This window comes from Corynebacterium pacaense (genome assembly GCF_900169525.1).
GTDB classification, from domain to species: Bacteria; Actinomycetota; Actinomycetes; order Mycobacteriales; family Mycobacteriaceae; genus Corynebacterium; species Corynebacterium pacaense.
Map to the genome: position 1 here is coordinate 1,441,492 of NZ_LT821239.1, position 22,481 is coordinate 1,463,972.

Consider the following 22,481-nt stretch of genomic DNA (forward strand, 5'->3'; position numbering starts at 1 on the left):
AGCCGTTATGTATTTGAAATCGTTGACGCTCAAGGGATTCAAGTCCTTCGCATCCGCGACGACCCTGAAATTCGAGCCGGGCATCTGCGCGGTCGTCGGCCCCAACGGTTCCGGAAAGTCAAACGTCGCCGATGCCCTGGCCTGGGTGATGGGCGAGGGTTCGGCGAAGACACTGCGCGGCGGAAAGATGGAGGATGTCATCTTCGCCGGTGCGGGGGAGCGCAAACCTCTCGGTCGCGCCGAGGTGACGCTGACCATCGACAACACCGATGGGGCGCTTCCCATCGACTACACCGAGGTCTCCGTGACTCGTCGGATGTTCCGTGACGGGGCCAGCGAGTACGAGATCAATGGTTCCCGCGCGCGATTGATGGACGTCCAGGAGCTGTTGTCGGACTCCGGCATCGGCCGGGAGATGCACGTGATGGTGGGGCAGGGAAAGCTCGCGGAGATCCTGGAATCCCGCCCCGAGGAACGCCGCGCCTACATCGAGGAGGCGGCCGGGGTGCTCAAGCACCGCAGGCGGAAGGAGAAGGCGCAGCGAAAGCTCCAGGGAATGCAGATCAATCTCGATCGCCTCCAGGACCTCACCGAGGAGCTGGGCAAACAGCTCAGGCCTCTGGCACGTCAGGCGGAGGCTGCGCGGCGTGCGGCCACCGTCCAGTCGGATCTGCGGGACGCCAGATTCCAGCTCGCCGGGTTTGAGATCGTCAGGCTCGCGGAGAAGCTCGAGACCTCCACCGAGCGGGAGAAGATGATCCGTCAGCAGGTGGAGGAGGCACGGGAGCTGCTCGAGGGCACCACCACGACCCAGATGGAGCTGGAGACCGAGCTGGGCGATCTCGTTCCGCGTGCGGAGGCGGCCCAGCAACTGTGGTTCGATCTTTCCTCCCTGGCAGAAAGGGTCTCGGCGACGATGCGGATCGCGGCGGATCGCGCCTCCGCCGGTGCCGCGGAGACGGCATACACGGGGCAGGAACCCGGGGACCTGCTGCGTCGCGCGGAAGCCGCGGACCGTGAGTCCGAGGATCTCGAGATGCAGGTGGACATGGCCCGCGAGCGTCTGGAGTCCATCCGCGAGGAGTCCGAGGAGAAGGCCGCGCAGGCGCGTGAAGCAGAGCGCGAGCACCTGGCGCAGGTACGGGCGATCGCGGACAGGCGTGAGGGTGTGGTGCGCCTGCTCGCCAGCGAGGAGTCACTGCACACACAGCTCGCGGCCGCGGAGGATGACGCCCGGCGCATGGGGGAACAGCTCGAGGAGTCCATTGGGCGGATCCTCGACATTGAACGGGAGCACCGGCTGGCGACGGAGCGGAAGCTGGCCATCGCCACCGAGCGCGAACCGCTTGAGGACGCCCACGAACAGGCGCGGAATGAGGCAGAGGCGGCGGAGACGCGCCTGGAGGAGCTGCGTTCCCGGCGTGGCCTACTGGAGAGGGACGTATCCGCCCTGGAATCCCGGATTGACACACTGACCCAGAATCAGCCGAGGTCCTCCGCGGCGGAGGTCCTCGACTATCCCCGGCTGGCTGGACTGATGCGCGCCGCGGGCGGCGTGGAACGTGCCCTGGCGGCGGCACTCGGGCCGCACGCCGAGGCGCTCGCCGGTGGGGTCGGCGGTGGGGTCGTCGACAAGCTTCTCGACGCCGGTGTACCGCTCACCGTCATCGTCGATACGGCCGGCACGGATGCCGCCTGGCGACTGGACGCCGATCTGCCATCCGGCGCGACCTGGCTGCTCGACCACCTAAGCCTCGATCCGCGGATCGCCGGTCCCGTCAACCGGCTGCTCGCGGACGTGGTGCTTATCGACGCCCCCGCCGCGGGACGCGCGATCGTCACCGCGGATCCGAGGTTGCGGGCGGTCACCCGCGAGGGCGTGCTCCTCGGGCAGGGGTGGGTGCAGCTCGGCACCGGCACCTCGACCGTGGAGATCACCGCGCAGATCGACTCCGCCGGAATGGAACTGGTCCGGACCACCTCGCTGCTGGATGACATCAGTGGCACCTTCGAGGGGGCCAGGCAGGCCGCGGAGAACAGCCGGGTCGACGCCGCCGCGGCCAGGGCCGCGCTGCGCGAACTCGACATCACCCTGGACAACGTCGGGCGCGATCTCTCGCGTCTGGACAAGCAGCACCGGGCGGCGGAAGCCGAGAGGACCCGCCACATGGATCGCCACACCGCGGCGGAAACCCGGCGGGAGGAGCTCCGTGGGCGCCTGGAGGAGATACTCGACCGCCTGTCCAGGATCGACGACGATGGCGGGGAGCAGGAACCCTCGACCCGGGACCGTGACCTGGCTGGTGCCGCTCTGGCGCAGATCCGCGCCATGGAGATGGAGGCACGCCTGGCACTGCGCACCGCGGAGGAGCGCGCCGGGCAGATCCGTGGCAGGGGCGATAATCTGCGCAGGCAGGCCGAGCAGGAGAAGCAGGCGAAGATCCGGCACGAACGTGCCATGGAGGCCCGCCGGCGGCGCGCCGATCTCGCGGCGACCGTGCACCGTGGGGCCAGGGACCTCGCGGAGAGAGTCGCCGCGGCGCTCGCCGGGGCCACCGCGGAACGCGACGCCACCAACCGGGAAAAGGCCCTACTGAACGCGGGGGTCGCCCGGGCCAGGGACGCGGTCAGCGCGGCCAGGCATCAGCTCGACCGACTCAGCGACAACTCCCACGCCATGGAACTGGCGCGCAGCCAGGCTCAGGTGAGGATGGAGGAATCGGTGGCAAAGATCACCGAACAGCTCGGTGTGCCGGTGGGGGACCTGCTCCGTGACTACACCCCGGATCAGGATTTCGATGAGGCGGCCCAGCGCGCCCGTCTCAAGAGAGCGGAGAAGGATCTCGCCTCCCTGGGCAAGGTCAATCCCCTTGCACTGGAGGAGTTCAAGGCGCTGGAGGAGCGCTACGAGTTTCTGTCCACTCAACTTGCCGATGTCAAGCAGGCGCGTGCGGATCTCAGCGGCGTGATCGAGGAGGTTGACGCGAAGATCCTGCAGCTGTTCTCCGATGCCTGGCACGATGTGGAGGCGGAGTTTCCGAGGGTGTTCAACACCCTGTTTCCCGGCGGCGAGGGCCGTCTGCTGCTCACCGATCCCGATGATCTGCTGGCCACCGGTATCGAGGTCGAGGCCCGTCCGCCGGGAAAGAAGGTCAAACGCCTCTCGCTGCTGTCGGGTGGTGAAAAGTCACTGACGGCGCTGGCGATGCTCGTGGCCATCTTCCGGGCGCGTCCCAGCCCCTTCTACGTGATGGACGAGGTGGAGGCGGCGCTCGATGATGTCAACCTGCGCCGACTGATCGCGCTGTTTGAGGAACTGCGCCGGGATTCCCAACTGATCGTGATCACCCACCAGAAACCGACGATGGATGTGGCCAACGTGCTCTATGGTGTGACCATGCGTGGGGATGGCGTTACCCGGGTGATCAGCCAGCGTATGGAGCCCACCCGCAGTTGATTATGTCCCCGCGGCGGTGGGGTAGGGTGAGAGGGCATTTTGGATCCAACAAGTGGGACGCGGTGACGCGGGGGAGAGTGTATACATGCCTGGTGGCATTGCCGATTTCAATGATTCACTGCTCGGATGGGCATCACAGACCGAGCTGAAATTGTCGCAGCGCCTGGCCGCCGTGGAGTTCTTTCCGCAGGCGGGATTGCGCAGCGATGAACTTGAACGGATAGACCGCTTCTACGGCACCTTCCTATCGCGCCAGCTCGCAGCGGGTGCCGAGCTTCCGGATCTCCTTGAGATGACGCCCGCCCTGACCGTCGCAACGCTTGTATCCCGGGCGTCGAAGATCGTCGACCCCTCCGACTTCCTCAACGAGTACCTCGGGGGACTGGGACTCGGCGCTGAGCACGCCGCGACCCTGGCCGCCGGCGTGCAGGGGCTTTTCGGCAGGGTCGGACTTTTCCTCCCGACGGAGCCTGTCGAGGTGATCGACCTTGTGGCCGTGCACAGCGGGGTCACCGGTGGGGAGGTGGCGGCTGTTCTCACCGAGGTCGAGTCAGGCACCGCGGAGTACCCGTATCTCTTTGACACCGTCAGGCGACTTGCCCCGAACTGGGCGGGGGAGATTCTGGGCGGGGTGCGGACACTGTGTGACTTCGCCACCGAACACCCCACCTCCTGGTCCGACCGGCAGCGCGAGCTCGGGCTACCGGTGATGCTCGATGAGCTCTTCGTCGCCGAGCTGCGTGAACGACCAGTGGGCACCGTCGATCGGGAGAACTCGGTCGGTGTGGCGCTGCGGGAGCTGCGTCCGCGTCTGGTGCTTGACGCCGAGCGTCGAAAAGTCTGCCTCCGCCTGCCGGAACAGCGCGTTGCCGATGAGGAGGTCAGCTGGCGGGTCAGCCTCGAGGGCACCACCAGGATTTACTCCACCACGAGGGCCTGGGGAGATACCTCAGGCTACTCCGAGGCGCTGGATGTGACCCTGGAACGCCAGGTCCGTGAGACCACGGTCAGCGACACCACCAACCAGATAACCTGGGTGGTCCCCGTCGTGGACTTCACTGATCCCGTCCTGGTGTTCTCCGCACGCGGGGAGAACCTCACGGACAAGGTCTCGCTGCACCACCAGGAGATCTTCGTCCTCGCGCCGAGCGACGCCACCCTGGAGGACATGGTCACCGGTGAGACCGTGCCCGTCCTCGAGTCCTTCGGGGTGGAGGGATGGACCTCCTGGACCTGTTCCCGGGTGGATGCCCGCGGACTGGCCTCATTGAAGGTCAACCAGGAGGTCCGCTGCATCGACCCCCGGCGCCGCGTGGCCTTCCACCACCCCGCCGAACTCGTTCCCCATGTGCGTTCGGCCTCCGGACTCCCGCTCTATTCGCAGTCCCTGGTCGCGGAGTTCCCCGAGACCCAGAGTGGCAGGGATGAGACGTGGATGCTGTCGATCTCCGCCTTCGCGGGTGTGGGCAGCGCAGGCGAGGAGATCGCCGATCCCGAACCACTCGAGGTGCCTGCGGAGGGCGGGCTGTTCTACATCTTCGATCCCGAGGCCTACGACGCCCCCTGGGTCGGCGAGTACCTGGTGCGTCTGCGCGGACCCCGAAACGAGTCCTTCCGCCATGAGTTCGCCATCGTGGAGGGGATGACCACGGAGTTGGAGATCGCCGGATCGGGAGCCTCCTTCCGGATTCCGACCACCTCCGGTTTGAGCGAGGCATCACTGAGGGTGCGCTCGGGGGAGAAGCACTTCACCTCCGAACCGCGCCGGGTGGAGGTCGGTTCCACAGACCCCAACGCCGGTTTCGTCATCACCACCGATGAGGGCGATCAGATGCCCCTGCGCTTCATTCCCCCGCAGATCGCCATCGAACTGCCGCTGAACACCGAACCGCCGATGTGGCGGGTGACCCGCACTGTGTGCGGACCACGCGATCTCGATGGCTTCGGCGAGCTGCGGATCCGCCCGGGCGTCGGGGTAGGGGATCCACGGATCAGCGTGCGCAACCACCACGGATCCCCGCTGCGGACGGTCAGGATGACCACTCCCGACGGTGGGCGCACCTGGGTGGCCGGCATGAGGGAGATCGCGGCGAGTACCTTCGTCATGCCGCGGGGTTCGATCGAGTTCGAGTGGACGGACTTCGGTGCCGATCGTCGAGTCTCGGTGACCATCGCGGTGATCGACAAGGTAGAGCACACCACGGGCATCACCGTTGAAGACGGTGAACTGGTCCTCGAGAACCTGGCACCCGGCCGCACGCTCAGCGCATGGGTCTGGCCGGCAACCGCGCCGTGGATCCGCGCCTTCGACATCGCGGTGGGCGGACCCCGCGTCGCTCTGCCCGCCCAGCTCGTGGCAGCGGGTGATCTGATCGTCCAGCTGCACACCGCAGATCCCTTCACCACGCTGCTCACCCCGCTGTCCCCCGGGCGATCCGCGATCACCGTCGCCCAGGAGGGTTTCTACCGGGATCAGGCCGAGGACTTCGCACAGCTCTCCGCGTTCTTCGGCCACGAGGCGGAGGAACCCCCGGTCTCAGACTCGGTGGTTCCCGCTCTGTGGGACGTGGCCCATATCTGGTCCGAGCAGGGAACCGTCGAGCACCTGCCGGTGATCCACGCCGCCCTGCGGGCCCATCCCGCCGCGGCACTTCGTGGTTTGTCCGCATCGCTTGTCCCGGCGGCGGCACAGCCGGGCAAGATCATCTCCTCCGGCCTCGCTGCGTCACCATTCACCACCGATTCCCCGGCAACGGAGATTCACCGCACCGCGTGGATCGGTACCCTCCAGCTGCTCGGAGCGCTTCCCCATGCCTACACGCAGGCGGAGGAGGTGGGAAACCGCTCACCGTTGCTGCCCATTCTCGGACAGCTGGAGGAGGTGGCGGGAAGGAATATTCTCTACACCCTGGCCACCGGGCGGGATTCCACGCTGGATACCGCCTGTATTGACCAGTCGACGGTGGCCATCGCCGGAATGAACGAGGCGCAGCAGGCGGCACTGCTGGAGATGTTCTTCAGCAACGCCGATATCGTCCCCGGTCCGCTCATGCAGGACAGCACCAGGCTGATGGCCGTCTTTGAAACCTTCAAGAAGCGTGACCAGCTCCGCGAGGTACTCGAGACGGAGGGCCTGATCAAAACCGCCGTTGACCTTCTACGTGCCATGCGCGGAACGCAGCGGCAGCTGTACTCCTCGGCGCGGATCCGCTTTGACAAACTCGACGGGGTCAACACCGAGGAGGTGGGCAACAAGTGGGCGCTGACACCGGTGGTGTCGCTGGTGTTCGCCCTGTCCTCGCGGATGCACGCCCACGGGCTGATGGGAAAGACCCGCACGCTCGACAGGGCGGCGGGGGGATGGGGCAGGATCGCCGATATCGTGCCCGACCTGGTCACCGGTGATCTGATCTCGGCGGAGGCCATGGTGCTCGGGGTGAACTACCCCGGACTGGTGGACTAGCGCCGGAATCTGCGCTTCCCGGAAGGAGATTTGAATCTTTTGCCCGGAAAACCCGGGCGGTGCCATGTACTCGGGTGATAAACCTGCCACTATGGAGGGCATGGATGCTACCTTCTGGATCATTGGCCTAGTCGTCCTCGCCGTTCTCGTGATCATCGCAGTGCTGATCATCGGGAAGAGGCGGGGCGAATCGAAAACCGTCAGCTTTGAGAAGCCGGATGAGCCCAGGGAGCTCACCCAGCAGGAGAAATCGGGCAACTACCAGGCACAGGGGGGCTTCAGCTTCGCTCCCGCAAAGCAGGAGGAGAAGGAGCCGGTCCTGCTCGGGGAGCAGCAGCCCGAGGTGGTCCAGGCGCCGGAGGAGGACACCGATTCCTTCCCCGTCCAGGAGTCCGATGAGGCCCCGGTGATCGCTGAGGAGGTCACGGTCGAGGAGGCGTCGGTCGGGGAGATCATCGACGGGCCCTCGGGGGAGGAGGCTTCCGTCGAGGAGGCGTCGGTCGGGGAGATCATCGACGGGCCCTCGGGGGAGGAGGCTTCCGTCGAGGAGGCGTCGGTCGGGGAGAATTCGGTCGAGCAGATCATCGCGGAGCCGGAAGCCGGCACTCCGGTCCCCACTCCCGAGGAGGTGGTCGAGGCCGCGGAGGCCGCACAGGTCACGGCTGAGTCGGCGGAGGCCGCCCTGGAGCAGACCCCGGTGCCGGAGACGGAGCCGGAGCCGGCTCCCGAGCCACTCGATGAGATCGCCCCGGCCGCCGGTCGTATCGGCAAGCTGCGCGGTCGGCTGGCCCGCTCGCAGAACGTGTTCGGCAAATCGGTTCTCGGGATTCTCACCGCGGGTGATCTTGATGATGAGGCCTGGGAGGACATCGAGGCCATGCTGATCAAGGCGGACCTGGGAAACAACGTGACCATGAGAGTCGTCGATGAGCTGCGGGGCAAGATCGCGGCCAACGGCGTGTCCAATGAGGCGGAGGCGCGTGCGATGCTGCGGGAAACGCTTATCGACGCCTGCCGTCCCGACCTCGACAGGGCGATCAAGGCGATGCCTTACGAGGGCAAGCCCGCGGTGGTCCTCGTCGTCGGTGTCAACGGCACCGGAAAGACCACCACCACCGGAAAGCTGGCGAGAGTTCTCGTGTCCATGGGGCACAAGGTGCTACTCGGGGCAGCTGATACCTTCCGAGCGGCGGCCGCTGATCAGCTGGAGACCTGGGGTCGGCGCGTGGGCGCGGACACCGTGCGCGGGGCGGAGGGGGCCGATCCGGCATCGGTCGCCTTTGATGCGGTGGCCAGGGGTGTCGAGCAGCAGGCGGATGTCGTGCTGGTCGACACTGCGGGCAGGCTGCACACCTCCACCGGTCTGATGGATCAGCTCGGCAAGGTCAAGCGTGTGGTGGAGAAGAAGGCCGTCGTCGACGAGGTGCTTCTGGTCCTCGATGCCACGGTGGGGCAGAACGGAATGCAGCAGGCGAGGATCTTCTCCGAGGTTGTCGATATCACCGGCGTGGTGCTGACGAAGCTCGATGGCACCGCGAAGGGCGGAATCGTGTTCCAGGTGCAGGAGGAGCTCGGTGTGCCCGTCAAACTGGTCGGCCTGGGCGAGGGCGCGGATGATCTGGCACCATTCGAGGTGGAGGGCTTCGTGGACGCGTTGCTCGGGTAGTCCCGTTACTTTGATGGTGTCCCCATAATGGGGATAGTCGCTGGGCCCGGTATGGCTTATTTCCCCTGTAGTTACCATGATCCGGGGGGTGTTGTCGCCGGGCTACCAGGACACCCGTTGACTGCTGATAGGGACACGGACGAGTCACTCGACTCAGTTCTCTTTTGTAACGTGGGTGCCAGCATCGGATGTCGAGACACCAGCGACGAGGTTTGACCTGTCACTGTTGCTCCGACACCACAAGGAGGCCGGCCATGACCACCGGCACCATCGACGTCACCATCGGATTAGACGTCGGCAAAACCGCCCACCACGCCTGCGCCATGCTAGCCACAGGCGAGATCATCTACGACAAACCCCTGCCCCAGGACGAGGATCAGCTTCGCAAGGTCTTCACCGACCTCCAAGCCTGCGGCACCGTCCTGGTGGTCGTCGACCAGCCCAACACCATCGGTGCCCTGCCCATCGCCGTGGCCCGGGACGCTGGCTGCTTCGTCGGCTATCTACCCGGCCTGGCGATGCGCAAAGCCGCGGACTTGCACCCCGGCCGGTCGAAGACCGACCGGCGGGACGCATTCATCATCGCTGATACCGCCCGGACGATGCCGCATACCCTGCGGGCCGTGGACCGGGACAACGAAGTCCTCTCAGCGCTGAAGATGCTGTCCGGGTTCGATGACGACATCGCCAAGGACGCCACCCGCACCATCAACCGGCTGCGTAGCGTGCTGACCCAGATCTACCCGAGTCTGGAACGAGCCCTACCGGGCAGCATCATCACCCGACCTCTGGTGCTGGACATGCTCATCCACTACGGCGGGCCAACAAGGTTGAAGAAGGCCGGTTACCAGCGGGTACACACCTGGATGGCCAACCGATCGAAGAAAGACCCCACGAAGCTGGTCGACGCGATCTTCGACGGACTCAAAGCCCAGACCGTCGCCGTACCTGGCACCACTGCCGCTGAGGTGGTGATCCCGCAGCTGGCGACCAACATCAAAGCCCTGCTGGAACAGCGGAAAACCATTGCTGATCAAGTAGAGGAACTGTTGGCTGAATTCCCTCTTCACCAGGTCTTGATATCCATGCCGGGAATTGGCATCAAGACCGCCTCCAACATTCTCCTCGCTGTCGGCGACTGCTCCGACTTTCGGTCAGCCGGCCACCTGGCAGCGTATGCGGGGATCGCCCCGGTGACACGAAGATCCGGCACGTCCATCCGAGGTGAGTTCCCGGCCAGATCCGGTAACAAACGGTTGAAAAACGCCCTGTTCTACTCGGCATTCGCATCGATCCGGTTCCATGAACCATCCAAGACCTACTACGAGCGGAAACGGGCCGAGGGTAAACGACATAACGCTGCAGTGATGTGCCTGGCCAGACGCCGGTGCAACGTCATCTACGCAATGTTGACCCGGGCCGAGTTCTTTAGGGAGATCCCCGCCAGAGTTGCTGCGTAGCCCACCTTCACCACGATCAGCTGGTCGACGCGAGTACGCCGGCCAGCTGCTCAACCACGCCCATCATCAGAATCGGGAGCTACCCCCGAAATGCTTTCCTGAATACAGGGCCTATCCCTTGACAAAAACATAGGGACACCCCCCGGGACCGCATCGCTTGCGCGTGCCCCCGCGGCGCGCGGTGGTTAGAGCAAGTGATGTAATTAACATTGGCTGCGAATTACCTGTTGGGATATTGAAATTCTGTGCTTGGCGGAGGCCCCTCGCGGGGGCTGATGGGGCCGGGCTATTGAAAAAGGAACCTGTCGGTCTATAGTTAGTTTCGGTACGGGAGGGCCCCTCCCTGAACCTCGCACCCACGCACAAGTGAAACTTTTTAATAAGGAGGTCGTCCTCGCCATGACCGCTGACCAGATCGCAGCAGCTTCAGGCAACTCAGCCTGGATGCTCATTTCCGCATCGCTCGTCCTTCTCATGACACCCGCACTCGCATTCTTCTACGGTGGCATGTCACGGCAGAAGTCCGTGCTCAACATGATGATGATGTCCTTCGGGACCATCGGCGTGGTCTCCGTGATCTACGTCCTGTGGGGCTGGTCGATGTCCTACGGCACGCAGAGCCTCGGAGGCATCGTCGCCAACCCGTTCGAGTTCTTCGGACTCAAGGACTCCATCCTCGATGCGGAGGGCAATTACATCGAGGGTGCCAATGGCTACCCCAATATCGTCGACATCGGATTCCAGCTCACCTTCGCCGTTATCTCGACGGCCCTTATCTCAGGCGCCCTCGCAGAGCGCGTCAAGTTCTCCACCTGGCTGGTGTTTTCCGGCGCCTGGGCCACCCTGGTTTACTTCCCACTGGCACACATGGTGTGGGGCGGCGGGCTGCTTTCCCACAATGAGACCGGCTTCTCCTCCTGGATCTTCGGCGCAACCGACGGTGAGGCGAACATCGCCCCCATCGACTTCGCCGGTGGCACCGTGGTTCACATTTCAGCAGGTACGGCGGCACTGGTGCTCGCCCTGATCGTCGGCAAGCGTCGCACCTTCGGTGAGACCATCGCTCGACCCCACAACCTCCCCTTCGTCATGTTGGGTGCGGCACTGCTGTGGTTCGGCTGGTTCGGATTCAACGGTGGATCGGCCTTCGCTGCCGACGGACTCGCGGGACTCGCCTGGCTCAACACCACAGCCGCGACGGCAGCGGCGATGCTCGGATGGCTGGCCGTGGAACGTCTGCGCGACGGCAAGGCCACCTCGCTCGGCGCAGCCTCGGGCGTGGTCGCCGGACTAGTGGCGATCACCCCGGCGGCCGGTGCACTGAATCCGGTGACCTCCCTTATCCTCGGCGCAATCGGTGGCGGCCTCGCCTGCCTCGGCGTCGGACTGAAGTACCGCTTCGGTTTCGATGACTCGCTCGACGTCGTCGGTGTCCACCTGGTCGCGGGTCTGTGGGGCACCATCGGTGTCGGTCTGCTCGCCTCCGATGTGGGTTGGTTCACCGGTGGTGGCTCTGAGGGATTCAAGCTCTTCATCGTCCAGATTGTGATCGCTCTGGTTGCGGTCATCTTCGCCGGCCTGGTTACCACCGTGATCGCCCTGGTGATCAAGGCGACCATCGGATGGAGAATCACCGACGAGCAGGAACAGCAGGGCATTGACACCTTCCAGCATGGTGAGTCCGCTTATGACACCGCCGGCCCGGAAATCCGTTAGATTCTAGAAGAGCACCGCAACCAGCTTGAGGAGAAGAGAAAATGAAACTGGTCACCGCAATCGTCAAGCCCTTTACCCTTGCCGATGTTAAGGAAGCGCTGGAGCAGGCAGGTGTTCACGGGATGACCGTCACCGAGACGCAGGGCTTCGGACAGCAGAAGGGCCACACCGAGGTCTACCGCGGCGCAGAGTATGCCGTGGATTTCGTCCCCAAGGTCAAGATTGAGGTCATCGTCGGCGATGCACAGCTCGACGAGGTCATCAGCGCCATCGTGGAAACCGCACGCACCGGGAAGATGGGGGACGGCAAGGTCTGGGTCACCACCGTTGAGGATCTCGTCCGGGTCCGCACCGGGGAGCGCGGTGAGGACGCGGTCTAGGTCGCTGGTCCACATAGACACATAGACGGTCAAGACAGCATCTGAGATGAAAGATCCCGCCCAGCTTCGCCGTGACGCAGGAGAAAAGGCCCTGGCACTGCTGGGCGGCCTGACCCTTCCGGAGGAAACGGCCCTCGCGGCCACCGGCTCGCTCGCCCGCGGTGAGATGACGCCCTACTCCGATCTGGATTTGATCCTGCTGCACCCGCCGGGGGAGACACCCGCCGGGGTGGAGGATCTCTGGTACCCGATCTGGGATGCCAAGATGCGGCTCGACTACTCGGTGCGCACCCCGGCTGAGTGCGAGGCCATGATCTCCGCCGACTCAACGGCCGCGCTGGCCATGCTCGACCTCAGTTTTCTGGCCGGTGACCCGGAGCTGTTCACCGCAACCCGCGTCGCAGTGGTCAACCGCTGGCGCCGCGAGGTGAACAAGAACTTCAACGCCGTCGTGGAGACGGCGATCGCCAGGTGGCGCCGTTCCGGATCCGTGGTGGCCATGACGCGGCCCGATCTCAAGCACGGTCGGGGCGGGTTGCGGGACTATGAACTGATCAAGGCCCTGGCACTGGCCCAGTTGTGTGATCCCCCGAAGTTGGAGAGCGAACACCGCCTGCTCCTCGACGTCAGAACACTGCTGCACGTCCATGCGCGGCGCTCACGGGATGTGCTCGATCCCGAGTTCGCCGTCGATGTGGCGCTCGACCTCGGTTTCGCCGATCGCTACCACCTCTCCCAGCAGATTGCCGATGCCGCCCGTTCCATAGACGATGAACTCAACCGGGGACTGTCCACCGCACGGAACATGCTTCCCCGGCGCAGCGGTTTCGGTCTACGCAGGCAGGAGCGACGACCCCTGGATGTCGATGTCGTCGATGCCGGGGGAACCGTGGCGCTGAGCCGTCACCCCGATCTGGGCGATCCCTGCCTGCCGCTCCGCGTGGGCGCCGCCGCGGCGAAGACGGGGCTGGCCGTTGATGAGTCGACCTGGCGGCGGCTGCAGGCCTGCCCCGAACTTCCCGAACCCTGGCCCGCCGCGGCGGCCAGCGATTTCTTCCGGGTCCTCTCCTCCCCTGAGCACACACGCAGGGTGGTCACCCAGATGGACCACTTCGGCCTGTGGACCCGCTACGTTCCGGAGTGGGACCGCATCCGGGGCATGATGCCCAGGGAGCCCTCACACATCTCGACCATCGACGAACACAGCCTGAACACCGTCGCCGGTTGCGCCGAGGAGACCGTCACCGTGGCCCGGCCGGACCTGCTGCTGCTCGGGGCGCTCTACCACGACATCGGAAAGGGCACCTCCCGCCCGCACGAGCAGGTCGGTGCCGAGATGGTGGCGCGTGCCGCGGCCCGCATGGGATTAAACCACCGCGACCGGGCCTGCGTGCAGACGCTGGTCGCCGAGCACACCACCATCGCGCGCATCGCCGCGCGTACGGATCCCAACTCCGAGGAGGCGCTCGAGGAGCTTCTCGACGCCATCCGTTACGATCTGGTCACCCTCAACCTCCTCGAGGTGCTGACCGAAGCGGACGCCAGGGCGACCGGACCTGGGGTGTGGAATCCGCGTCTGGCGCGGGCGCTCGACGTGCTGTGCACCAGGGCGCGGGCGCGGCTTATCGACGCCCATCCCGTACGTCCGATCGTCGCGCACAAGGGGCCCCTGGCGCTGGAGGACAACAATGGAGTGCACACCGTCTACTGGCAGGGGGAGGATCTCAGCCGTATCCTCAGCGTGATCGCGGCCAAGGGCTGGGTGGTCGATGAGTCACGCCTGGTCCGGGAGGGGGGATGGAGGGGAGAGTTCGATGTCCGCGCCAGCGGTCCCTCCGACTTCAATGAACAGACCTTCATCCAGTCCTACAAATCCGGCGTCTACACCAAGGTCCCAATACCCGAACCCGGAATCACCGCGACCTTCTGGTTCGGCAACACGATAGAGGTGCGCACCCAGCTTCGGGTGGGCGCGATCTTCGCGTTGATCGACGCGCTGCCGCAGTGCCAGTGGATCTCGTCGAGCACCCCGGGGGCCACCCTGATCATTCGCGCGGGCCTGGTCCCCGGCTTTGATCGGGCCACCGTTGAACGTGACGTGATGAAGGTCCTGGCAGGTGGGTGACCCCTGGCCACGGAGCCGGAAGTGACCGGGACACCGTCGAACCGCTAGCATAGGGGGATTAGAAACCCCGCACTCTAGAACCAACTGGGAGTTCATTCGTGTTTGAGTCACTGTCCGATCGGTTGAACAATGCCCTCAAGGGCCTTCGTGGCAAAGGCAAGCTCACCGAGGCAGACATCAATGCCACCACCCGTGAGATCCGGCTGGCCCTGTTGGAGGCCGACGTCTCCCTGGTTGTCGTGCGCGGATTCATCAAGCGCATCAAGGAACGTGCCGTTGGTTCGGAGGTCTCCCAGGCACTCAATCCCGCTCAACAGGTAATCAAGATCGTCAACGAGGAGCTTGTCCAGATCCTCGGCGGGGAGACCCGAAGGCTCAATCTTGCCAAGAATCCGCCCACGGTGATCATGCTGGCGGGTCTCCAGGGCGCGGGTAAGACCACCCTGGCCGGAAAGCTCGCCAGGCACCTGGTCAAGCAGGGCCATACCCCCATGCTCGTCGCCTGCGACCTCCAGCGTCCCGGCGCCGTCCAGCAGCTGCAGATCGTCGGCGAGCGCGCGGGCGTACCCACCTTCGCACCCGATCCGGGCACCAGCATCGATTCCCTGGAGCATGAAATGGGCACCAGCCATGGCGATCCGGTCGCCGTGGCGAGGGCGGGAATCGAGGAGGCGAAACGGAGCAAACATGATGTGGTCATCGTCGATACCGCGGGTCGCCTCGGCATCGATGAGACGCTGATGACCCAGGCCCGCAACATCCGCGATGCCGTTGATCCCGACGAGGTCCTCTTCGTTATCGATTCAATGATCGGTCAGGATGCCGTGGACACCGCCGAGGCGTTCCGCGACGGTGTCGATTTCACCGGCGTGGTGCTGACCAAGCTCGACGGTGATGCCCGCGGTGGTGCGGCCCTGTCGATCCGCGAGGTGACAGGCAAGCCGATCATGTTTGCCTCCACCGGTGAGAAACTCGAGGATTTCGATGTCTTCCACCCCGAGCGCATGGCCAGCCGCATCCTCGGCATGGGCGATGTGCTCTCCCTGATCGAGCAGGCCGAGGCCGTGATGGATCAGGACAAGGCCGAGGAGGCGGCGAAGAAGCTCGGCAGCGGCGAGCTCACGCTGGAGGACTTCCTCGACCAGATGCTCATGGTTCGGCGTATGGGGCCCATTGGCAACATCCTCAAGATGCTTCCCGGTGGTAAGCAGATGCAGGACATGGCCGATATGGTCGATGAAAAGCAGCTCGACCGCATCCAGGCGATCATCCGCGGGATGACCCCGGCGGAACGCGCGGATCCCAAGATTCTCAACGCCTCGCGTCGCAAGCGAATCGCGAACGGCTCCGGCGTTAAGGTCTCCGAAGTCAACCAGCTGGTTGAACGCTTCTACGAGGCCAGGAAGATGATGGGCAAGATGGCCGGCCAGTTCGGCATGGGCGGGATGAACCGCAGCGCCACCAAGAAGCAGGCGAAGGGCCGCAAGGGCAAGAACGGCAAGCGCAAGCCCGCCAAGAAGGGGCCGACCCAGCCGAGGATGCCCATGGGTGGAATGCCCGGTATACCCGATATGGCGGAGCTGCAGAAGCAGCTCGGTGGCGGGGCGGTCCCCGGCGCCAAGGGCATGCCGAAGCTGCCAAAGGGCATGGAGGGCATCGACCTGAACAACCTGGATTTCGGACAGGGCAAGAAGTAGGACTCCGGGGTACGCTCAGGATGCATTGAGTTATCACGGGTGCGTTCTTCCGGGCGCCCGTGCCTGCGTTCCGGAGGTGATGCTGGGTGACGGCTATTTTGCGTGTCAGGGATCTGGTGAAGAGCTACGGTTCGCTCACCGCGGTGGACGGGCTGTCCTTCGACGTGTGGGGCGGGATGATCTTTGCCTTCCTCGGATCCAACGGAGCCGGGAAGACCACCACGATCTCCTGTCTCACCGGGATCATCTCCGCGGATTCCGGGACGGTTGAGATCGCGGGCCCGGCGTCGCAGATCGGTGTGGTGTTTCAGCAGTCTGTCCTTGATCCGCTCCTGACGGCGCGGGAGAACCTTCAGACAAGAGCTGGACTCTACCCGGGGGTGGCCCCGGGCCGAATCGAGGAGGTCATTGAGAGCATCGGGATCGGTGAATTCGCCGACCGCCGCTACGGGGTGCTCTCGGGCGGGGAGAAGCGTCGAACCGATATCGCCAGGGCGTTGCTTCCCGATCCCGCGGTCCTCTTTCTCGACGAACCCACCGCGGGCCTTGACCCCCGCTCGCGCCACCAGGTCTGGGACAGTATCAACGCACTGCGCACGGAGACCGGACTGACCGTCTTTCTCACCACGCACTACATGGAGGAGACCGAGATTGCGGATCAGGTCCTGATCATCGACCGCGGGCGCAAGGTTGCGGAGGGGACACCCCTTGAGCTTCGTGGCCGCTACACGCGGACCCAGCTGACCATGCGCGTTGCGGACGCGGCGAGCACAGCCACGGGTCTTCCTGGAGCGCGGGCCGACGGGGATCTGGTTCACCTCGAGGTTGCCAGCGGTCTGGAGGCGGCCCGAATCGCCACCGCTGTCGAGGGGGTCCTGGATGTCGAGATCCGGCACGGATCCATGGATGAGGTCTTTCTCGCGGTAACCGGAGGTCGAGCGTGATCCGGACATTGGTGCACAGGCATCTGATCTGCTTCTTCCGGGACCGCTTCGCAGTGTTCTTCTCCATCCTCGGGGCCCTGATCCTGCTCGGTCTGTACGTTCTGTTCCTGGGAAAGATGCAGATAGACGCTCTTTCCGTGCAACTTCCCACGGAATCGAGACCGGCCGTGGAGAGCTTCATCCTGAACTGGGTCTTTTCCGGGATCATCATCAGCTCATCGATCACGGTTCCGCTGTCGGCCCTGGGGATTCTGGTGGAGGATCGGATGCAGGGACGGATCAAGGACTTCCTGGTCTCCCCGGTCTCGCGGACCCAACTGACCATCTCCTACCTCGTGGCGTCGGTGATCATCACCATGGTCATCCTCCTTCTCGAGGTGGCGGTGGGCAGCGCGGGCCTGGCGATTTCGGGCCACCGCCTGCCATCTCTGGGGGGCTACCTCCGGCTCGGTGTGGTCCTCGTCCTTCTCACCGCCGTGTTCTCCGCGATCGGGGCGTTCATGATCACCCTCGTCAGCACCCAGGGCGGAATGTCTGCACTGTCGAGCCTGGTGGGTACCCTCGCCGGTTTTCTCGCCGGCGCCTACATTCCACCCATCGCACTGCCGACGATGGTGGTCTCCGTGATGAATCTGTTTCCATTCGCCCCTGCGGCGATGCTGTTGCGGCAGTCGCTGGTCGCTCCCTCACTTGCGGAGATCGGATTCCCCGAGGACGCGCTCCGGGAGATCAGCGTGGGATACGGGCTCAGCGCCGTGTCCTTCGGTCTGGAGGTCACCCCGGCCCTAGCCGTGGGGATCGTCGCGGGGTGGGGCCTGGTTTTAGGTGGGATCGCGCTGTTGAGGATGCGTTCGGTGGTTCGTTAGAGCATGTCATCGGGGCTGACGCCGGAGCTGTCCCGTCTATGGCAGTCCGCTCCCGCGCGGAGCAGGATCTCCACGGCCGCGGAATCGGGGAGATTGTGCGCGCAGGCGTACCACAGCGGGGTGCGGTCGCGGTCATCCGGCGCATCGAGGTTCGCCCCGGCGTCGATGAGTATCTCGATGATGCCGTCATCACCCTCGATCGCCGCGTAGTGCAGGGCGGTCAGTCCCGTGGGATCGGTAATCGCGGAGTCCGCTCCCATGTCCAGCAGGCGGGCGACGAACAGGAGGTTACCCGCCTCGGCTGCGCGCATCAGGACCGTACGGTCCTCCTCATCGCGAGCGTCGGGGCCGGCGAAGGCCAGCAGGCTGTCCAATTGGGCGAGGTCACCGGTCAGGAGGAGATCCCGGTAGCGTCCACCGTCGATGTAGTTGATCAGATTCCGGTCGTTGTTGCCGGGGGCAGTCGGAAGCACACCGCCCAATCTACTGCCGTTTCCGGTCCCGATCAATCGTCGTGGCTGCGGGGTGGGCGTCGTCAAGCGGTCCTGTGCACCGAGATTTCTGTTTTCTCCGTCCACGGGCTAGAATTGACAGGGTTGTCTGCGCCCAATGTGGCGCGAAGGCACAAGACTTTCCTGCGTAACACCGCCAGCGACCACGGTCGCCCGGTACGTCACGCGCAGGTTAAAACAAGGGTTGAACCGGTCCACCAGCAAGAGGTGGGTGTCTGTACTGCCCAGTGACCACGTGAGGAAAACACATGGCTGTCAAGATTAAGCTCCAGCGTCTCGGAAAGATCCGTACTCCGCATTACCGTGTCGTCATCGCCGATGCACGCACCAAGCGCGACGGTAAGGTCATCGAGAACATCGGCATCTACGAGCCGAAGCGCGACCCGTCCATCATCAAGATCGACTCCGAGCGGGCACAGTACTGGCTCTCCGTCGGCGCCCAGCCGACCGAGGCCGTTGCCGCTCTGCTCAAGGTGACCGGTGATTGGCAGAAGTACAAGGGCATCGACGGTGCCGAGGGCACCCTGAAGGTGGCCGAGGAGAAGCCGTCCAAGCTTGAACTGTTCAACCAGGCACTGGCGGAGGCCAACAACGGCCCCACCGTCGAGGCCATCACCGAAAAGAAGAAGAAGGCCCGCGAGGATAAGGAAGCCAAGGAGGCCGCCGAGAAGGCTGCCGCCGACAAGGCCGCCGCCGACAAGGCCGCCGCCGCAGAGGCCGAGGCTGAGGCACCCGCTGAGGAAGCTGTCGCCGAAGAGGCATAGGTCCCGGCACTGCGAATCGCTCCGTCACCATCTCCATCGTGGTGGCGGAGTTTTTCTATACCCGCTCAGCGGTGAGCAAGATCAGCAGCATGACCGCATCGTGCCCAGCTGTGGCGGGGAGGTCTACACGGTGTGTGACGCCACGGTCCAGATGCACGACCGTGCCTCGGCCGAGGGTGACGGTTTCCCCCCCACTGCTGAAGGACTGGGTGCCGCTTATCGCACTGACCACGATCGGATGCGCGGCGTGGTGATCCCGAAGCGATTGTCCCGGACGGAAGGTGAACACGATGAGGTTCGCACCATCGACCCGGAGCGGACTTTGTGCCGCAGGTCCCGTTCCGCCCGGTGCGGGGGTCGCGGCGAGGATATCCACAAGGGAGATGCAGGGGGAGGTCATGAGGGGGTGCGCCTATCGTGTTTCAGATGGGTGAGCAGGATGACGGCGGTTTCCGTTGAGGGCTCCGGGCAGGAGAGATGGTGGGTGATTCCGGCGTCAAGGTGGAGGATGGAACCGGCCGTGAGTCTGATCGAGTGCCCCTCGACGAGAAAGCCGATGCAGCCGCTGAGGCAGTGCACGATGATGGGGTGTCCGACGTGGTGATCACCGAGAACTTGACCGGGGCTGAAGGTGAAGCAGATGATGTCGATGTCCGCGGTCCTGAGAACCCGGCGGGTCGCAGGTAGTCTCCGGTGCGCATCGGCGGGCGGGGTCTCGTTCTGCAATTGGATCAGCCTCACACCTTGGATCATGCAATCCTCCCGAAGATGATCCCGACCCCTCCGAGGTTGTCCCGGTGGGCAAGGAATGTCGAGGGCATATTCAGTACCCGCGCCCGCAGCTCCGGTCGGTGCAGGAGGTTGAACAGCACTTTCGCGGTGCGCGATAGACCCTCGTCCCTGAAATTGTGCTTCGGTGTGGGCAGCGCCATGTCCGCACGGTGCAGCCTCACCGGTCCGAATCCCGCCCGAGCGGACAGGTCGATCCATTCGGGGAAGGCGACCGAGCGGGCGTTGACCCTTATGGCGCGGGCGTGGTCGGCCGCTGGGATCTCCCTGACCGTGACACCGGGGCCGGGTGTGAACTCGGCCACGGCCCGGCCGCTGACATCGAGGTCGGCCAGGAGGAATTCAAAGGTCTCCCGCTCGCCGGTTCGCTGCGCCGGCCGGTCCGACCCGGGGACGGTCACTCGTGGTCGCATGGGGGTGACATTAGTTGAATTTGCGCGGATAAACCAGTGTTTAATGGGCTCCGGTGTCCGGGCGGATCCGGTGGCATAGAATCTGACCTCATGAGTCACGAGGTGGAGCTGCAGATCGGCAGGGTTGTTAAATCCCACGGAATCAGGGGTGAGGTAGTGGTCGAGGTGACAACCGATGAACCCGGGATCCGGTTTGCGCCGGGTGGGGTACTCGAGGGCAGGCAGACCGGCAGGCTGCATTCCCTGACCATCGACGCCGCCCGTGCCCACCAGGGCAGGCTGCTGATCAAGTTCGCCGAGATCCCCGATCGTACGACCGCCGACTCCCTTCGCGGAACGAGGTTCTTCGCCCCGCCCCTGGAGTCGGAGGACGATGACGACGGATTCTATGACCACGAACTGGAGGGACTGCGGATCATTCACGCGGGAAAGGACATCGGAGTGGTCGGCGGGGTCCTACACGGTCCCGCGGGGGAGACCCTCGAGGTCACCCTGGAGGGTGGTCGGGAGGTTCTCATTCCCTTCGTCCACGCCATCGTCCCCGAAGTGGATCTCGAGGCGGGCACCGCGACCATCACCCCGCCTGAGGGGCTCCTCGAACTCTAGACCCGACCGCCGGACATCACAGCCGCACGGGCTGGACGGAGAGGAGCTCGCCCTCCGCGGTGCAGGCGCTGACCGAATCCAGGGGGAGATAAACCGATTCGGTTTGGCCCGGAGGGTAGACACGCAGGCCGTCGGCGGGGACGAGTCCGCAGTCATTGAAATTCTCCGCCCGGGTGATCCTGAGCGGGGAGTACGCCGTGGCTCCCGGCGCGAGTTCGATCTCCGAGGCCGGCACCCCCTCCCGGACGGCGGGTAGGCCAAGCTGGGTTCCATTGCCGGAACCGACGAGACTCACGCCGGGGAAACCATTGAGTGTGCACGGCTGCTGCGCGGTGTTGGTGAACCCGATGTCGAACAGCATGCTTCCGGCGGCGCCCTGTTGGCTGAGGATCCCTATATCCATCCCGCCGGTGGCGCAGGGCTGCGGTTCCCCTGATGCGGGGGTCGAGGTCACCGGGGTCGAGGTCACGGCGGTGGTGCTCGCGGTGGTTGAGCCGGCGAATTCGGAACCGGACGTGGCGGTGGCGGATGAGACCGTGGTGGTCACCACCGCGGGATCCGGCTCCGTCCCCGAGCACGCGGAGAGCAGCACAACCCCTGCGAAGCTCAGGACAATCGAGGATCGGTATGTGGGCTTCATGCCTCCACGCTAGGTCACTTGGTAGGTTTAATGCCGTGAGTTCCGCCGAAAACGCTGAAAAACGCCACCTCCGCATGGATGTTGTGACCATCTTCCCCGAGTACCTGGATCCTCTCCGCCACGCCCTCCTGGGCAAGGCGATCGAGGAGGGGATCCTCGAGGTCGGCGTCCATGACCTGAGGCAATGGGCCAGTGGTGGACACAAGGCTGTTGACGACACGCCGTATGGTGGCGGGCCGGGAATGGTGATGAAACCCGAGGTCTGGGGTCCCGCCCTGGATGACCTCGCGGCGGGCAGGGTGGCGGCGCAGCCGCTGGATTCAGCGGTGCCGCACCTCAGGGCGGCGCGTCATGATGACCTTCTGGGCGTCGAAAAGCACTCCCCTGAGGCTACCCCCGGGAAGCCGCCCCTGCTCATCGTGCCCACCCCCGCCGGCTCGCCCTTCACCCAGGCCCGGCCGCAGGCGAACACGATGTGCTCCTCATTCGACCACCCCCGCCGGCTCGCCCTTCACCCAGGCCGACGCGCGGGAGTGGTCGAATGAGGAGCACATCGTGTTCGCCTGCGGCCGGTATGAGGGCATCGATCAGCGTGTGGTCGATGACGCCGCGAACCGCTACCGGGTGCGTGAGGTCTCCATCGGAGACTACGTGCTCATCGGAGGCGAGGTCGCGGTGCTGGTGATCGCTGAGGCGGTGGTGCGCCTGATTCCCGGGGTGCTGGGCAACCGCCGCTCCCACGAGGAGGACAGCTTCTCCGACGGGCTGCTCGAGGGCCCCAGCTACACCAAGCCGCGGGAGTGGCGCGGACTGAGTGTGCCCGACGTACTGCTCTCGGGCAACCATGCCAGGGTGGATCGCTGGCGGCGCGACCAGGCGCTGCTGCGCACCAGGGACCGCCGACCGGAGCTTATCGACGCCACCGAACTCAGCAGCACCGACCGTGCGGTCCTCGGACGTGACTGAGGGCATGGCGTATTGTT

The 22,481-nt window shown here is 64.9% G+C and carries 17 protein-coding genes and 1 pseudogene; 13 read left to right on the top strand and 5 right to left on the bottom strand.

The genetic code is table 11. From position 1 onward, the window contains the following. The first annotated feature begins 7 nt into the window (after positions 1–7). The 10 genes from smc to B7E02_RS06860 all read left to right on the top strand — a co-directional run bounded on the left by smc (position 8) and on the right by B7E02_RS06860 (position 17,774). The gene (gene smc, locus B7E02_RS06815) at positions 8–3,457 is read left to right on the top strand and encodes a chromosome segregation protein SMC (RefSeq protein ID WP_080794207.1); all 3,450 of its coding nucleotides are present in this window, start codon (positions 8–10) and stop codon (positions 3,455–3,457) included. 85 nt (positions 3,458–3,542) lie between these two features. After that, positions 3,543–6,920: a hypothetical protein gene (locus B7E02_RS06820; protein WP_080794209.1), complete on the top strand. Its 3,378-nt coding sequence runs from the start codon at positions 3,543–3,545 to the stop codon at positions 6,918–6,920. Positions 6,921–7,020: 100 nt separating this feature from the next. After that, entirely contained in the window at positions 7,021–8,586 is a 1,566-nt protein-coding gene (gene ftsY, locus B7E02_RS06825; protein WP_080794211.1) for a signal recognition particle-docking protein FtsY, read from the top strand. Between the two features lie 254 nt (positions 8,587–8,840). Continuing rightward, on the top strand, positions 8,841–10,046 hold the full coding sequence (locus B7E02_RS06830; RefSeq protein ID WP_080794035.1) for an IS110 family RNA-guided transposase: 1,206 nt from the start codon (positions 8,841–8,843) through the stop codon (positions 10,044–10,046). Positions 10,047–10,445: 399 nt separating this feature from the next. Beyond that, a complete protein-coding gene (locus B7E02_RS06835; protein WP_080794213.1) occupies positions 10,446–11,762 on the top strand; it encodes an ammonium transporter in 1,317 nt (438 codons plus the stop codon). Positions 11,763–11,803: 41 nt separating this feature from the next. Next, positions 11,804–12,142, top strand: coding sequence for a P-II family nitrogen regulator GlnK (glnK, locus tag B7E02_RS06840; protein ID WP_080794214.1), 339 nt, complete (start codon positions 11,804–11,806; stop codon positions 12,140–12,142). A 46-nt stretch (positions 12,143–12,188) separates the two neighbouring features. Beyond that, complete coding sequence (locus tag B7E02_RS06845; protein WP_080794217.1) at positions 12,189–14,267, top strand: [protein-PII] uridylyltransferase; 2,079 nt, start codon at positions 12,189–12,191, stop codon at positions 14,265–14,267. A gap of 98 nt (positions 14,268–14,365) precedes the next feature. After that, the gene (gene ffh, locus B7E02_RS06850; RefSeq protein ID WP_080794219.1) at positions 14,366–15,964 is read left to right on the top strand and encodes a signal recognition particle protein; all 1,599 of its coding nucleotides are present in this window, start codon (positions 14,366–14,368) and stop codon (positions 15,962–15,964) included. 86 nt (positions 15,965–16,050) lie between these two features. Further along, positions 16,051–16,908, top strand: a complete 858-nt coding sequence (locus B7E02_RS06855; protein ID WP_080794221.1) for an ABC transporter ATP-binding protein — start codon at positions 16,051–16,053, stop codon at positions 16,906–16,908. Next, the gene (locus B7E02_RS06860) at positions 16,905–17,774 is read left to right on the top strand and encodes an ABC transporter permease (RefSeq protein WP_080794223.1); all 870 of its coding nucleotides are present in this window, start codon (positions 16,905–16,907) and stop codon (positions 17,772–17,774) included. Before B7E02_RS06855 ends, B7E02_RS06860 begins: the two co-directional genes overlap by 4 nt. On the opposite strand, the gene B7E02_RS06865 is transcribed toward B7E02_RS06860, so the two are convergent. Then, on the bottom strand, positions 17,771–18,247 hold the full coding sequence (locus B7E02_RS06865; protein ID WP_080794501.1) for an ankyrin repeat domain-containing protein: 477 nt from the start codon (positions 18,245–18,247) through the stop codon (positions 17,771–17,773). The two genes, B7E02_RS06860 and B7E02_RS06865, sit on opposite strands and share 4 nt — an antisense overlap. A 287-nt stretch (positions 18,248–18,534) precedes the next feature. Here B7E02_RS06865 and rpsP point away from each other — a divergent pair, with 287 nt between their 5' ends. Continuing rightward, entirely contained in the window at positions 18,535–19,050 is a 516-nt protein-coding gene (gene rpsP, locus B7E02_RS06870; protein WP_080794225.1) for a 30S ribosomal protein S16, read from the top strand. A gap of 55 nt (positions 19,051–19,105) precedes the next feature. Here the strand turns inward: rpsP and B7E02_RS06875 are convergent, their stop codons facing one another. From B7E02_RS06875 to B7E02_RS06885, 3 genes are read right to left on the bottom strand one after another with little or no spacing between them, the layout of a single operon-like run. Beyond that, positions 19,106–19,450, bottom strand: coding sequence for a cupin domain-containing protein (locus B7E02_RS06875; protein ID WP_080794227.1), 345 nt, complete (start codon positions 19,448–19,450; stop codon positions 19,106–19,108). Continuing rightward, a complete protein-coding gene (locus B7E02_RS06880; protein WP_080794229.1) occupies positions 19,447–19,803 on the bottom strand; it encodes a cupin domain-containing protein in 357 nt (118 codons plus the stop codon). The genes B7E02_RS06875 and B7E02_RS06880 overlap by 4 nt, the downstream gene beginning before the upstream one ends. Then, positions 19,800–20,252, bottom strand: coding sequence for a hypothetical protein (locus tag B7E02_RS06885; protein ID WP_143336669.1), 453 nt, complete (start codon positions 20,250–20,252; stop codon positions 19,800–19,802). The genes B7E02_RS06880 and B7E02_RS06885 overlap by 4 nt, the downstream gene beginning before the upstream one ends. A 90-nt stretch (positions 20,253–20,342) precedes the next feature. Between B7E02_RS06885 and rimM the strand changes: the two genes are divergently transcribed. Beyond that, positions 20,343–20,858 carry a ribosome maturation factor RimM gene (gene rimM / locus B7E02_RS06890; protein WP_080794233.1) on the top strand — a complete coding sequence of 172 codons (516 nt, stop codon included), beginning with the start codon at positions 20,343–20,345 and terminating at the stop codon, positions 20,856–20,858. A gap of 16 nt (positions 20,859–20,874) precedes the next feature. On the opposite strand, the gene B7E02_RS06895 is transcribed toward rimM, so the two are convergent. Continuing rightward, positions 20,875–21,498, bottom strand: coding sequence for a DUF4232 domain-containing protein (locus B7E02_RS06895; RefSeq protein ID WP_080794503.1), 624 nt, complete (start codon positions 21,496–21,498; stop codon positions 20,875–20,877). Positions 21,499–21,572: 74 nt separating this feature from the next. On the opposite strand from B7E02_RS06895, the pseudogene trmD reads away from it, so the two are divergent. Continuing rightward, positions 21,573–22,464 (top strand): annotated as a pseudogene (gene trmD / locus B7E02_RS06900) (tRNA (guanosine(37)-N1)-methyltransferase TrmD). Positions 22,465–22,481 lie beyond the last annotated feature (17 nt).